This window comes from Vibrio scophthalmi LMG 19158 (genome assembly GCF_000222585.1).
GTDB lineage: Bacteria > Pseudomonadota > Gammaproteobacteria > Enterobacterales > Vibrionaceae > Vibrio > Vibrio scophthalmi.
The window spans coordinates 133,835-146,640 of the sequence record NZ_AFWE01000073.1; the positions used below are offsets into that span (position 1 = coordinate 133,835).

10 protein-coding genes and 3 tRNA genes are annotated in these 12,806 nt (G+C 46.0%); 6 read left to right on the forward strand and 7 right to left on the reverse strand.

The genetic code is table 11. The annotated features are described in order from the left end of the window. The first annotated feature begins 5 nt into the window (after positions 1 to 5). Together phoR and RH88_RS05980 are read left to right on the forward strand one after the other, a co-directional pair. Positions 6 to 1,301, forward strand: coding sequence for a phosphate regulon sensor histidine kinase PhoR (gene phoR, locus RH88_RS05975; RefSeq protein WP_005594176.1), 1,296 nt, complete (start codon positions 6 to 8; stop codon positions 1,299 to 1,301). A 50-nt stretch (positions 1,302 to 1,351) separates the two neighbouring features. Further along, positions 1,352 to 2,299, forward strand: coding sequence for a PstS family phosphate ABC transporter substrate-binding protein (locus tag RH88_RS05980; protein ID WP_241212162.1), 948 nt, complete (start codon positions 1,352 to 1,354; stop codon positions 2,297 to 2,299). A gap of 81 nt (positions 2,300 to 2,380) precedes the next feature. On the opposite strand, the gene ppx is transcribed toward RH88_RS05980, so the two are convergent. Then, the gene (gene ppx, locus RH88_RS05985; RefSeq protein ID WP_005594178.1) at positions 2,381 to 3,886 is read right to left on the reverse strand and encodes an exopolyphosphatase; all 1,506 of its coding nucleotides are present in this window, start codon (positions 3,884 to 3,886) and stop codon (positions 2,381 to 2,383) included. 312 nt (positions 3,887 to 4,198) lie between these two features. On the opposite strand from ppx, the gene RH88_RS05990 reads away from it, so the two are divergent. The 4 genes from RH88_RS05990 to phoU all read left to right on the forward strand — a co-directional run bounded on the left by RH88_RS05990 (position 4,199) and on the right by phoU (position 9,691). Continuing rightward, entirely contained in the window at positions 4,199 to 6,385 is a 2,187-nt protein-coding gene (locus RH88_RS05990; protein ID WP_005594179.1) for an ABC transporter permease subunit, read from the forward strand. A 26-nt stretch (positions 6,386 to 6,411) separates the two neighbouring features. Then, on the forward strand, positions 6,412 to 8,070 hold the full coding sequence (gene pstA, locus RH88_RS05995) for a phosphate ABC transporter permease PstA (protein ID WP_005594180.1): 1,659 nt from the start codon (positions 6,412 to 6,414) through the stop codon (positions 8,068 to 8,070). 2 nt (positions 8,071 to 8,072) lie between these two features. Further along, entirely contained in the window at positions 8,073 to 8,891 is an 819-nt protein-coding gene (pstB, locus tag RH88_RS06000) for a phosphate ABC transporter ATP-binding protein PstB (RefSeq protein ID WP_005594181.1), read from the forward strand. A gap of 101 nt (positions 8,892 to 8,992) precedes the next feature. After that, positions 8,993 to 9,691, forward strand: coding sequence for a phosphate signaling complex protein PhoU (gene phoU, locus RH88_RS06005; protein WP_005594183.1), 699 nt, complete (start codon positions 8,993 to 8,995; stop codon positions 9,689 to 9,691). Here phoU and RH88_RS06010 read toward each other — a convergent pair. From RH88_RS06010 to RH88_RS06035, 6 genes are all read right to left on the reverse strand, one after another. Then, positions 9,688 to 10,194, reverse strand: a complete 507-nt coding sequence (locus tag RH88_RS06010) for a hypothetical protein (protein ID WP_005594184.1) — start codon at positions 10,192 to 10,194, stop codon at positions 9,688 to 9,690. The genes phoU and RH88_RS06010 overlap by 4 nt on opposite strands. A gap of 214 nt (positions 10,195 to 10,408) precedes the next feature. Continuing rightward, positions 10,409 to 11,338, reverse strand: coding sequence for a LysR family transcriptional regulator (locus RH88_RS06015; RefSeq protein WP_005594185.1), 930 nt, complete (start codon positions 11,336 to 11,338; stop codon positions 10,409 to 10,411). Positions 11,339 to 11,396: 58 nt separating this feature from the next. Next, positions 11,397 to 12,143 carry a copper homeostasis protein CutC gene (locus RH88_RS06020; protein WP_005594187.1) on the reverse strand — a complete coding sequence of 249 codons (747 nt, stop codon included), beginning with the start codon at positions 12,141 to 12,143 and terminating at the stop codon, positions 11,397 to 11,399. A 205-nt stretch (positions 12,144 to 12,348) separates the two neighbouring features. Continuing rightward, positions 12,349 to 12,433, reverse strand: a tRNA-Tyr gene (locus RH88_RS06025). A 96-nt stretch (positions 12,434 to 12,529) separates the two neighbouring features. Then, a tRNA-Tyr gene (locus RH88_RS06030) sits at positions 12,530 to 12,614 on the reverse strand. Between the two features lie 104 nt (positions 12,615 to 12,718). Then, positions 12,719 to 12,803, reverse strand: a tRNA-Tyr gene (locus tag RH88_RS06035). Between the last annotated feature and the right edge of the window lie 3 nt (positions 12,804 to 12,806).

Here is a 12,806-nt window from a genome sequence, read left to right on the forward strand (position 1 = left end):
TATTCGTGGAACGATTAAGTTGGAAGAAACTGCTCCGTGAGCTGGTTTTTTTTTACACCCCTTGGATCATTGTGGGGTGGATGTTCGGTTACATGCCGTGGTTGCTGCTAGCAGCCACGGTTTTGCAGCTTGTGTGGCATCTGCATAATCAGATGCGTTTGTCAGCATGGCTGTGGGATGAGAAGCGTCTTACTCCGCCATCAGGAACCGGCAATTGGGAGCACCTGTTTAACGGCATTTATCGTTTACAGCAGCGCCAGCGCAGAAAGCGTAAAGAGCTGACCAATCTTATTCGCCGTTTCCGTAACGGTGCGGAATCGTTGCCCGATGCCGTGGTGGTTTTTCGCAGTGAAGGCAATATCGTTTGGTGCAACAAACTCGCGCAGCATTTGTTGGGTTTTCGTTGGCCTGATGATTCTGGTCAGCCAATTTCCAATTTGATCCGCACGCCGGATTTCATCAAATACCTCACCAAACAAGATTTTTCAGAACCGCTTGAGATGCGCTCGCCACTTAATGTCGAACGCATGTTGGAACTGCGTATCGTGCCGTATACCGAAGGTGAACACTTGATGGTGGTCCGTGACGTTACTCAGGTGAAGCAGCTAGAAGGTATGCGTCGTAATTTCTTTGCCAACGTTTCTCATGAATTGCGTACGCCAATGACGGTACTGCAAGGTTACCTTGAGATGACCGAAGATCCTGAAATGCTGGTTGGGCCTATGTGGCCAAAAGCGCATGGCGTCATGACCGAGCAGCTCAATCGTATGAATAGCTTAGTAAATCAATTACTCACCTTATCGAAAATTGAAGCTGCGCCAATGCATGAGCTGGATGAAGTGGTTAATGTGCCAGTGATGCTGGAAGTATTGGAAAAAGAAGCGATCAGTTTAAGTGGCGATCAGCAGCATAAATTACGGTTTGATGTTGACCAATCTTTATTAGTTTTGGGTGATGAAGATCAGCTACGCAGTGCGATATCCAACTTGGTTTACAATGCGGTTAAGTACACGCCAGCCGGTGCCGATGTGCATGTGCGTTGGTATAAAACCAGCCAAGGTGCTTGCTTAGAAGTGTCTGACAGCGGCGAAGGGATCGAACCGCAGCACATTCATCGTTTAACTGAGCGTTTTTACCGTGTCGACAAAGCGCGTTCGCGTGATACTGGCGGCAGTGGGTTAGGGTTGGCAATTGTCAAACACGCACTTTCTCACCATGACTCCCATTTAGATATCTGGAGCAAAGTTGGCGTGGGCAGTAAGTTTTCTTTTGTTCTACCGACTCGTTTGGTGGTGAAGTAATGGCATATTTAACGAAACCTCGTTTGTCGCATTGGTTTACTTGTATGGTGATGAGTGCAGGTATCGTTAGCGGCGCAACGAGCTTTTCTGCCCATGCAGAGCAGCCACTACGGGAATACCATAAAGTGCCTGGCATTAGTGGTGCACTCACCAGTGTTGGGTCTGATACGTTGGCCGGAATGACGACCTTATGGGTAGAGGAGTTCCAACAGCTCTATCCGGGGGTGAATGGTCAAGTTCAAGCGTCAGGCTCTGCCACGGCTCCCCCTGCTTTAACCGAACAGACGGCACAGTTTGGCCCTATGAGCCGGCCAATGCGTAATCGAGAGATAGAAGCCTTTGAGCGTGAGTTTGGTTATAAGCCGACCGAGCTGAGAGTGGCTATTGATGCGATTGGCATTTTTGTCCATCGGGATAACCCAATCGAAGGGCTTAACTTTGTTCAGCTCGACAGTATTTTTTCGGCCACGATGCGCTGTGGTGGAACAGAACCGATTCAAACCTGGCAACAGCTTGGGTTGAATTACCAGTGGGCTGAGCGAGCGATTCAAAAATTTGGGCGTAACTCTGTTTCTGGAACTTATGGCTATTTTAAGAAAAACGCACTGTGTGGTGGGGATTTTTTAAATAATGTTAATGAGCAGCCAGGTTCCGCTTCGGTAGTGCAATCTGTCGCTTCGGCGATTAACACCATTGGCTATTCTGGTGTTGGGTATAAGGTCTCTGGGGTAAAACGTCTGCGTATCGCCCAAGAGGGTGATCAATACGTCGATGCTACAAGAGCTAATATCTTATCAGGTAAGTACCCACTCTCTCGTTACCTCTATGTGTATGTAAATAAACACCCACATAAAGAACTGTCACCGATTGAGCGTGAGTTTATTCGTTTTATCTATTCGCAACAGGGGCAGAAGCTGGTGGAGCAAGATGGTTATGTGGCGATCTCTCCAGAAATTGCGCAGCAAGAGCTGGAAAAAGTCGGCATTAGCTATCAATAACCGATTAACGATTTAAACATCATATCGTGCAAGGCGTGTTCGAATGCTGACTTGCCTTCGTCGTGGCTTGCACTACTTGGCCTAATGAATCTCTAATTGCCATCCGAGTTGATGCCAGTAAGCTTGCTCTGCGAGTAGATTCGCGTTGAGTAGCTTATGTCTTGTTAGCCAGTTAAATTCAGAGCAACTTAGCTGCCATTGATCTTGTGTGGTTATCGTGAGCTCAAATGGAGGCAGTGGAGAGTCGCTGCGTTGGCTATTGAGTAAAATAGCTAAACGTAATACTCGAATTAAACTCAGCAGCTGTGGTTTTTGATAGAGAGAGAAGTTTTCTATTTCATTTAAGTTCATTGATTTGCGTTGAAAACGAGCTAAGGTGGCGAGCACGCGTTGTTGCTCAATATTGAAGCCCGGCATGTTGCTATGCTGAAGTAGGTAAGCGGAGTGGCGATGATAATCGCTTAAGCTAATGCTTAAACCAACCTCATGCAATAAAGCGCTCCATTCGAGTAAATCAAATAACTCGGAGTGCTGTTTTATGGCTAATGGTTGGTGAATTTGCTGCAGAAACTCACGCGCTTGTCCTTTTACTCGTGCAGCATGTTCTAAGTCGACAAGGTGTTTAATCGCTAAATTTTCGGTGGTACGCATACGAATGTCACTACGTTTCAAACGAGCTTCCATTTCATAGAGTAAGCCTTCACGTAACGCACCTTCAGTGTAAAACATTTCGCGGATTTTCAGACCAACAAACACCGCATACATAATCGCAATGCCTGCGGCAAATACGGGCTTACGTGCATCGGTAAGGCCAGTCAATTCGATATCATTAATGTTCCCTTTTTCGGATAGGAGTGCGATTAATTGCAGCAGCCGTTTAGCGGTAATCACGCAATCTTGATAGCCAAGGCCACACAGTACATCTCGGATCGCTTTCACCGTACCAGAAGAACCAAAGGCACTTGACCACCCTTTGAGACGATAATGGTGAGCTAAAGATTCTAACTTTTGCTCTGCAGCTAGAATGGCATTGGTAAAGTTGGTGTGGGATAGCTTTCCGTTGGCAAAAAATTGCTGCGTAACGGTAATACAGCCAATCGGTTTACTGTTTAATAGTTCTGGCTCAAAACCCGAACCGTAAATGATTTCGGTACTGCCGCCACCAATATCAACAATCAGCTTACTGTCTGATTGCGATTGAGTGTGGGAGACTCCTTGATAGATCAAACGCGCTTCTTCGGCGCCAGAGATAATCTCAATCGGATACGGTAAGATTCGTCGGGCTCGCTGGATAAATTCATCAGCATTGATGGCTTGGCGTAAAGTATATGTCGCAGCAATACGCACATCGGCTTGTTTAAAACCTTGGATACGTTCGGCAAACATCGCTAAGCAATCTAAGCCGCGTTCGATAGCAGCATTATCTAACTCGCCTTGTTCATTGAGACCATTGGCCAACTGAACGTGTTGCTTGTGACGACTAACCAGTTGTAGCTCTTGGCCAACTATTTTAGCTACTACCATATGAAAGCTATTGGAGCCTAAATCAATGGCGGCAATATAACGAGTCTGCGAAATTGGATTCATGGGTTATCTTTGCCTACATATGTGGTTAGTAAAGTTAACTGAAGCCGCGATGGATGAAAGCCGACTTTTTCCGTAGTGCTGCACCAAATCTTCATTCAGTACTCAACAATAATAGAAGGTGTTTTTATTTATGAAGTAGCTGTTGTTGCAATATTTTTACAAAGGTAGCAAAAATAATATGTGATTAGTGTGACAGTCGAGGAAGAAACGGCGTCAGGATAGTTGATTCTTTTCAGTTGTTTATTTTCAACTGTAATATAATTGTCATCTTGGCGAAATACTCTATCGTCGGGCAATATTAGGTAGGTTGAGATGGCAAAGGCCGAATTTTCATTACGCGAAAAAGATAGAAAGCGGCTAGTCAAAGATCGTTTAGTGCGTTTAGCGGTGACGTTTGGCGGTGTTGGCGTGCTTGCGGCATTGGTCTTAATCTTCATTTATCTAGCGATGATGGTACTGCCTCTCTTTTCGGATGCCAAATTTACGCCTAATGTAGCAAGTCAAACTATCACCACTCCAGCTCCGGTTGCGGCGGGTATTGATGATTATGGTGAACACGCTTTTGTTATCTCCCAGCAAGGACAGTTGGACTTTTGGCCATTGTCTCAGCCTTCAGAGCAGCCACAGTTATCGGTTAATTTCGGTCAACAATATAGCTTGTTTTCTCAAATGCCCAGAGCACAAGGTTGGTATGCGTTTGCGGCTAAAAATGGTGACGTTGCCCTTTTTCAGCCACAAATGGCAAGTACTCTGGAAAATGAAGGGCGTCTTTTTACCCCCAAAGTGACGCGTTGGCAGCCAGTTTTCGACCTCTCTTATCCTGATGTTGAGTTGCAAAATTTCACCTTCGCTAAGGGTGAACAAGTGATATTAGCGGGCTACTTTAGCGATCAACGAGTGCGAATCCGTTGGCAAAATAAAGATGCCAGCATTAGCGACTTTCAGTTTGAAACCCCAATAGCCGATGTGCAACAACTGCTATTAACCCCAGATGGCAAAACGCTTTATTTACGTGCTGGCTCTGAGCTCTATGTGGCGAAAAAGCATAGCGATGCGTTTGTTATTCGAGAAATTGTCGATCTTAGCCAAGGCAAAGAGCAGCACGCGGTGAGCGATATTGACTTGCTATCAGGGGCTTATTCATTGCTCGTGACCCACCAAGATGGCTTAGTGTCACAATGGTTTGATGTCCTGAAAGACGGTCAGCGTCATCTCACTCATATCCGTGAATTTAAACTGGCCGCAGAGCTGCAATTTTTACTGCCAGATACTTACCGCAAAGGTTTTTATAGCTTTTACATTAATGGCACCGTGCAAAGCCACTATACCACGAGCGAAAAGCTGGTGATGTTCAAGCGTGCTTACGAAAAAGTGCCGCAACTTGCGGGCATGGCGAATAACGAGCAATATTTAGTGGCTTTGTCAGGCAATCAATTGAGTGTGGCGCACATTGATAACCCATATCCAGAGATCTCACTCTCTTCGATGTGGCAGAAAGTGTGGTATGAAGGTTACCCAGAAGCGCAATATGTTTGGCAAACGACCTCGGCGAGTGATGAATTTGAAGCCAAGTTTAGTTTAGTACCAATTGCCTTTGGTACTTTAAAAGCCGCGGCTTTTGCCATGATGTTTGCAATTCCAATTGCAGTACTAGGCGCTATATATACCGCTTATTTTATGACAGCCAAGATGCGCCGAGTGGTGAAACCATCAATTGAATTGATGGAAGCGTTGCCAACCGTCATCATCGGTTTCTTAGCCGGTTTATGGTTCGCCCCAATTGTTGAAACGCACCTTGCCGCAGTGGCGGCGTTATTGTTGCTGTTGCCGTTTACCATCGTGGCGATTGGCGCAATGTGGCATTTACTACCAAGTCGCTGGACGCGTCGTTTGCCTAATGGTTGGCATGCGGCGATATTAATGCCGGTGATTGTATTACTAACCGTGGTAATTTTGCAGCAGAGTAGTAACGTAGAGATGTGGCTGTTTGATGGTGATGTGCGTGCTTTTCTCGATCTACAAGGTATCGATTTTGACCAACGTAATGCACTTGTTGTCGGCTTTGCGATGGGGTTTGCGGTAATACCGACCATCTTTACCATTGCTGAAGACGCGATTTTTTCTGTACCTAAGCACTTGTCGGACGGTTCATTGGCTTTGGGTGCGACACCTTGGCAAACCTTAATTTATGTGGTGCTACTCACCGCCAGCCCCGGTATTTTTTCTGCCATTATGATGGGGCTAGGTCGAGCGGTGGGTGAAACCATGATTGTCTTGATGGCAACCGGTAATACGCCCATTCTTGATTGGAATATTTTAGAAGGCATGCGCACCCTTTCCGCGACGATTGCGGTTGAGATGCCAGAGTCAGAAGTCGGTAGTTCTCATTTCCGCTTACTGTTCCTCGCAGCGCTGATCTTGCTTGTCTTTACCTTTGCTGTGAACTCGTTAGCCGAATGGGTTCGTCAGCGTTTACGTGAAAAATACCGTGCTTTGTAATGGGCAATTAATAGGAATCAACCAACGTGTTTAAGTGGCTAAAATCAGGCGCACCATGGATCTGGTTAACGGGCGGAGCGGTCAGCATTAGTTTGCTGTCAGTGCTTGGCTTGTTGCTGCTTATTGGCTGGAAAGGGCTCTCGTATTTTTGGCCTGCGCCACTTTACCAATGGACAACCGATGAAGGTCAGATTTTGGTTGGTCAGCTCTATGCTGAAGAATACGTTCCTATCAGTCATTTGAAAGAGATGGACATTAGTTTGCCCCCTCACGTAGAGCAAAGTGGCAAGGTGAAACGCTTACGGATTAAGGTCGCAAATCGTGATATCTATCCGGCTGATTTTATTTCTATTTTAGAAATTGATGTACTAAAGCGTAGCGAACCACAAGGTTGGGCGGTGATAGAGCGAACTCGAGGTGGTGACTTCTATGGGCTACCTATCGCTTATCAACTTGCAGATGGAACCAAGCTAGAACAATATCAATCCGAGCTCAAGCGAGCTCTAAATTACAGCCATTCAGTGCGCGAGCAGATTAATCAGATCATTACGCAAGAGATCCGCGTGATCAGTGCGCAAGCGAATGATTTACGACTTGAAAAGCGTAAATATGAACTTAATCATCCGCAAAACAGCCTTAAAAACGAAGAGTTTATTAATCGCTATACGGCTCAGTCGAATCTCTATAGCCAACGGTTGGCTGAAGCGGAGGCTAAGCTTGATGATTTACGTGCCAAATTAGCCAAACAAGGTTTGTTAGTACAAGATATGATGGGGAAGACGATGTTAATCCCACTGAGTCATATTTTGGATATGTGGTACCCAAATCAAATGACGTTTATGGAAAAAGGCGTCCATTGGGGCAAGCAAGTATGGAAGTTTTTAGCCGATAATCCACGAGAATCAAACTCGGAAGGCGGGGTGTTTCCTGCCATGTTTGGTACGGTACTTCTGGTTTTGATTATGTCGGTGATCGTTATGCCTTTAGGGGTGGTTGCCGCGATTTACTTACATGAATATGCCAAGAATAACCTCTTTACGCGGATTATCCGTGTAGCGGTCATTAACTTAGCCGGTGTGCCATCGATCGTTTACGGTGTATTTGGTTTAGGCTTCTTTGTTTATATTTTAGGGGCTTCGATTGATAACGTCTTTTATGCTGAGCAATTACCAGCGCCAACGTTTGGTACTCCGGGGCTATTATGGTCGGCATTGACCCTGGCAGTATTAACCTTGCCGGTAGTAATTGTTGCCACAGAAGAGGGTTTAACACGTATTCCTAACTCAGTGCGTCATGGTTCATTAGCGCTGGGTGCAACTCAGTTTGAGACTATGTGGCGTATCGTTTTACCGATGGCCAGTCCGGCTATTATCACTGGGCTAATTTTAGCGGTTGCCCGTGCCGCCGGTGAAGTAGCACCACTGATGCTGGTGGGGGCCGTAAAATTTGCTTCAAGCCTACCCGTTGATGCACAGTTCCCGTATTTACATTTGGAGCGCAAGTTCATGCACTTAGGTTTTCATATCTATGATGTAGGCTTCCAGACCACCAATATTGAAAGTGCGAGACCTCTGGTTTATGCCACTTCCTTTTTGTTGGTTACGGTGATCATCGGGCTTAACTTAACGGCGATCAGCATCCGTAACAATTTGCGTGAAAAATACCGAACTTTAGGACAAGACTAAACATGTTTTCAGTCAATCAAGCGCTAGGGTACCCAACCCCATTAGATGTGAACAATCTCAGTGATGAGCAAACCGCGATTTCGATCGAAGGGCTTAACTTGTTCTATCAAAATACGCAGGCGTTGAGTGATATTTCGATGCGTATTCCTAAAGGTCAGGTGACGGCGTTTATCGGTCCATCGGGTTGCGGAAAATCGACCTTATTACGCTGCATTAACCGTATGAATGATTTAGTCGAAGGTTGCCGCGTTAATGGCCGTGTGACACTGCATGGTAAAAACGTCTACGAACCAGATGTGGATGTGGCGACGTTGCGTCGTCGTGTGGGGATGGTGTTTCAAAGGCCAAACCCATTCCCTAAATCGATCTATGAAAACGTGGTTTATGGACTTCGTTTACAAGGTATTAAGAAAAGCCGAGTATTAGACGATGCGGTTGAGCGAGCGCTACGAGCAGCTGCACTATGGGATGAAGTCAAAGATCGCTTACATGAAAATGCTTTTGGGTTATCAGGTGGTCAGCAGCAGCGATTGGTGATTGCACGTTCGATAGCGATAGAACCTGAAGTATTACTCTTAGATGAGCCGACCTCCGCTTTGGATCCTATTTCGACATTAACCATTGAAGAGCTGATTAACGATCTCAAAACCAAATATACCGTGGTGATCGTGACCCATAACATGCAACAGGCGGCGCGAGTGAGCGACCATACTGCCTTTATTCATATGGGAAAGTTGATCGAGTACTCAGACACGGATTCTATTTTCACTTCGCCATTGAAAAAGCAGACAGAAGACTACATTACTGGTCGGTATGGCTAACATTAGCACCAATGTTGAGTGCAAATAAGCCACTATCACGGCTATGATTGAGAAATACCCACTATCTCTGTTTTTATCTTACAAGGAACTACACTTTATTCATGAACTTTGGACGCCACATTTCAGGTCAATTTAATGTCGAACTAGAGTCGATTCGAACCCATGTTCTTACCATGGGAGGCCTCGTTGAGCAGCAGCTCTCTTTTGCGATGCAAGCATTGCTTAAAGAGGATATGGAACTGGCGAAAAAAGTGGTGCGTGATGATCATAAAGTGAATGCGATGGAAGTGTCGATCGATGAGGCATGCACGCGAATTATTGCCAAGCGTCAGCCCACGGCAAAAGATCTGCGCTTGATTATGGCGATCATCAAAACCATCACGGATCTTGAGCGTATTGGGGATGTTGCGACCAGCATTGCCAAAGTCGCGATGGAAAACCCTTCAACTCGCGAGCATCAATTTAATGTCTCGCTTGAACCATTGTGCCGTCAGGCAGTGAGTATGTTACATCAAGTGTTGGATGCCTTTGCTCGTATGGATGTTGGTGCAGCCGCTGCGGTGTATAAGCTCGATGACCGTTTGGACGCTGAGTATGAAGCGCTGGTGCGCCAGCTGATGGCTTACATGATGGAGGATCCGAAAAATATCCCCCATATCTTACAAGTTATGTGGTCGGCTCGTGCGATTGAGCGTGTTGGTGATCGTTGCCAAAACATCTGCGAGTACATTATTTACTTCGTTAAAGGTAAGGACGTTCGCCATCTTGGTGATCAAAGTATCGATGATGCGCTGCGTTAAAAACGCAGCGTGATACCGGTGCTGAAGGTGGTCGAAAAGTTACTGTTCAAGTAAGTATCTTTCTTATCGACAAAGTTAATGTCGATGCCGGCGCGAAAACCCAGATGGTCGTTCACTTGTAGTACCCAAGCGCCCGCAGTGCTGATCCCCGTGCCGTCTCTGTATTCTCTTGGCGAGAAGAAATAGTGGCGGCTACCTTCATATTCCACTCCACCAATCTCTAATTGAAATCCAACCATAGGTGCTTTGGGTAAGTTATATTGTGCGCCAACACGATAGGTTTTAAGCCGATCTTTGTCAGTTAGAATCTTGGCCGAAGTATGGCTATAACTCACATATAACGCGTCCAACCCAAGCACGTCAGTTATGCCGACTTGTAAGCCTCCGCCTAAATTCCCCGAACCCACATATGGGCCTAATTTTAGTTCTGGTGAAATATGCAGCCCTGAAGCGAATGAGCCAAAGCTTGCCAATAGACTGAATGCGACGAGAGTCTTTTTCATAGTCATAACCTAAAGTCAGTAAAAATCGGTCACCTTGCCTCGTCCTAAGGCGGTGGAAACTGGCTGACAAACAGGTCAATAAAAATGAACCCTTATCGGTTACTCTTCAGCCTTTCCTTATTCGCCATCCATAACGAAGCAGTGGGAACACGGGCCATGATAGTGATAAGTAATTCATCGCTCTAATGGTTGTGACTTATTGGGGTGATAAACTTTACTTATTAGCTATTTGTTCGTTGAGAACATGTAGAACTTGGTCATAGAGCCAGTTTATCAGGGGGTTATGACGATATTTACGATGGTAATAAGCGTAGACAGGGTAATGAAATGGTTGGCCTTTGACGTGTGCCGTCATACTGCGTAACTGCGGGAAGTTATGAATTGGAAATAGGTTCGAATGAGGAAGAAAGAGATCGCTATGAGTGACTACATCGACGGCGGCCATGACAAATTCAGAGCGAAATTTCACGTTGACCTCAATGCCCTCACGTCTCATCACCTCAGCGGCAAGGCTAAAACTCTCATTCCAACCGGGGATGATGATCGAAGCGATGTCATACCCTTGCATATCGTGGGCATCAACGCTGGGTTGATTAACCGGGTGGCCTTGTCGAACAAGAATTTTTGAGGTCAGTTCAACTAGGAGTCGAGAGTAAATGTGCTGAGGGAAATCATTGTCGTAGTTAATCCCAAACAGTACTTCTCCATTTTTGATCTCATCGAAGGTGGTTTTACTCCAACTGATCAATTCGATACTGCAGTTTGGTGCCACTTCCTGCAGACGTTGAAAAAGTGTACCAGACAAACAAGTGAGAACGATGGGGGCAACGGCAATACGCAACGGCATGTCGATGTTTTTTGGGTCGAACTCTTGATTGCGATTTAGACTTGCGGCAAGACCATCGAGATGAGGTGTGATGGCATCAGCCAGATCTTGAGCAAATGGGGTAGGCTCTAAACCGCCATGCACTTTGACAAATAATTCATCGGCAAAGTGATGACGCAGCTTTTGCAGCGCTTGGCTGATCGCCGGCTGTGAGACAAACAGGCGTTTGGAGGCTTTGCGCATATTGCGCTCTTGTGAGAGGACAAGAAACGTTCTCAGTAGGTTTAGGTCTAAACTGTAAAACAGATCTTTGTTCATGCCACTCTCCTTATGTGCCTCCTCATGCTAACACCTGTTTGCGGGCGATTAAATGGGGTTATTGGTTTAACTGGCGGGCAACGGCGGCGATCTTGTTACCATCCGTAACGGGAATGATGAAATCATCAATGGAATTATTACCCATTTTTACCTCATCAGAGAGGGTCTCCATTACGCTAGGGCGAGTCGATTTTCCAGACAGATGCACCTGGGTCACTCCCGTTTGTGTGGTAATCGCAACCACATTGTCCGCAGTTAAACCTGCTCCGGCCATGACCGAAAAACGACCATTGGCTTGTGTGACCATTTGTTTGAGTACAGTGACACCTTGTTCAACATTCGCGGCTAAACCAGAGGTTAAAATACGTTCACAACCGAGTTGTGCAATTTGCTCAATGGCTTGTTCAATATCACTACATTGGTCGATAGCGCGATGGAAAGTCACCCCCAAATTGCATTCTGTTGCCGTTGCCACTAAGCGTTCAGTTTGAGGCATGTTGATATGGCCTTGCGCGGTTAAGACACCAAAAACAACGCCTTGCAATCCAGCTTGTGCCGCCGCTTTGATATCCAGTAGCATGGCATCGATATCATCTTGATCGTAAATAAAATCGCCTTGGCGAGGGCGAATCATGGCGTAGACTGGAATTGTAGATAGTGCGGCAGCACGTTGCATAAAGCCAAAGCTTGGGGTTAGGCCACCTAGTGCCAGAGATGAGCAAAGTTCGATGCGATCAGCGCCACCAGTAATCGCTTGATGAAGGGATTCTAAATTATCGATACATACTTCAATTTGGTAAGTCATCAAAGGGGAACTCAAGTCGTTAAGATTGAACTATTTTAGCTCAGTGCCGTAGGTTGAATAGGGTAAAAATTTCAGCCTAACATTTCCCATTTCTGGTTGTGTTGAATAGGGGGATGAAAACAGCACAGGGCGTTAAGGTGAGGTCGGTATAAGATCGTGCAGAAATGAAAAAAGCCAACTCAAAGAGCTGGCTTTTTAAACAATATGGTGGAGGGGGACGGATTCGAACCATCGAAGGCGGAGCCGGCAGATTTACAGTCTGCTCCCTTTGGCCACTCGGGAACCCCTCCAGGGTGTTTTCTTACTCTTCGCAAAGTAAGCTTAAATGAGGTTTTCCCAACACATCATTCAAGTTGTTCTCATACTTTAATAAAGCAGAGAAAATATGGTGGAGGGGGACGGATTCGAACCATCGAAGGCGGAGCCGGCAGATTTACAGTCTGCTCCCTTTGGCCACTCGGGAACCCCTCCAGGGTGTTTTCTTACTCTTCACAAAGTAAGCTTAATTGCTGTTTTCCCAACACGACAATCAAGTGGTTTCTCACGATATCTCTTAGAGCATCACAAGAAGAATATGGTGGAGGGGGACGGATTCGAACCATCGAAGGCGGAGCCGGCAGATTTACAGTCTGCTCCCTTTGGCCACTCGGGAACCCCTCCAGG

What these genes read in the sequence shown, in the direction of transcription:
- RH88_RS05980 (WP_241212162.1), top strand. Translation starts at nt 1,352, where the DNA reads ATGAGTGCAGGTATCGTTAGCGGCGCAACGAGCTTTTCTGCCCATGCA.
- ppx (WP_005594178.1), bottom strand. Translation starts at nt 3,886, where the DNA reads ATGAATCCAATTTCGCAGACTCGTTATATTGCCGCCATTGATTTAGGC.
- RH88_RS05990 (WP_005594179.1), top strand. Translation starts at nt 4,199, where the DNA reads ATGGCAAAGGCCGAATTTTCATTACGCGAAAAAGATAGAAAGCGGCTA.
- pstB (WP_005594181.1), top strand. Translation starts at nt 8,073, where the DNA reads ATGTTTTCAGTCAATCAAGCGCTAGGGTACCCAACCCCATTAGATGTG.
- phoU (WP_005594183.1), top strand. Translation starts at nt 8,993, where the DNA reads ATGAACTTTGGACGCCACATTTCAGGTCAATTTAATGTCGAACTAGAG.
- RH88_RS06010 (WP_005594184.1), bottom strand. Translation starts at nt 10,194, where the DNA reads ATGAAAAAGACTCTCGTCGCATTCAGTCTATTGGCAAGCTTTGGCTCA.
- RH88_RS06015 (WP_005594185.1), bottom strand. Translation starts at nt 11,338, where the DNA reads ATGAACAAAGATCTGTTTTACAGTTTAGACCTAAACCTACTGAGAACG.
- RH88_RS06020 (WP_005594187.1), bottom strand. Translation starts at nt 12,143, where the DNA reads ATGACTTACCAAATTGAAGTATGTATCGATAATTTAGAATCCCTTCAT.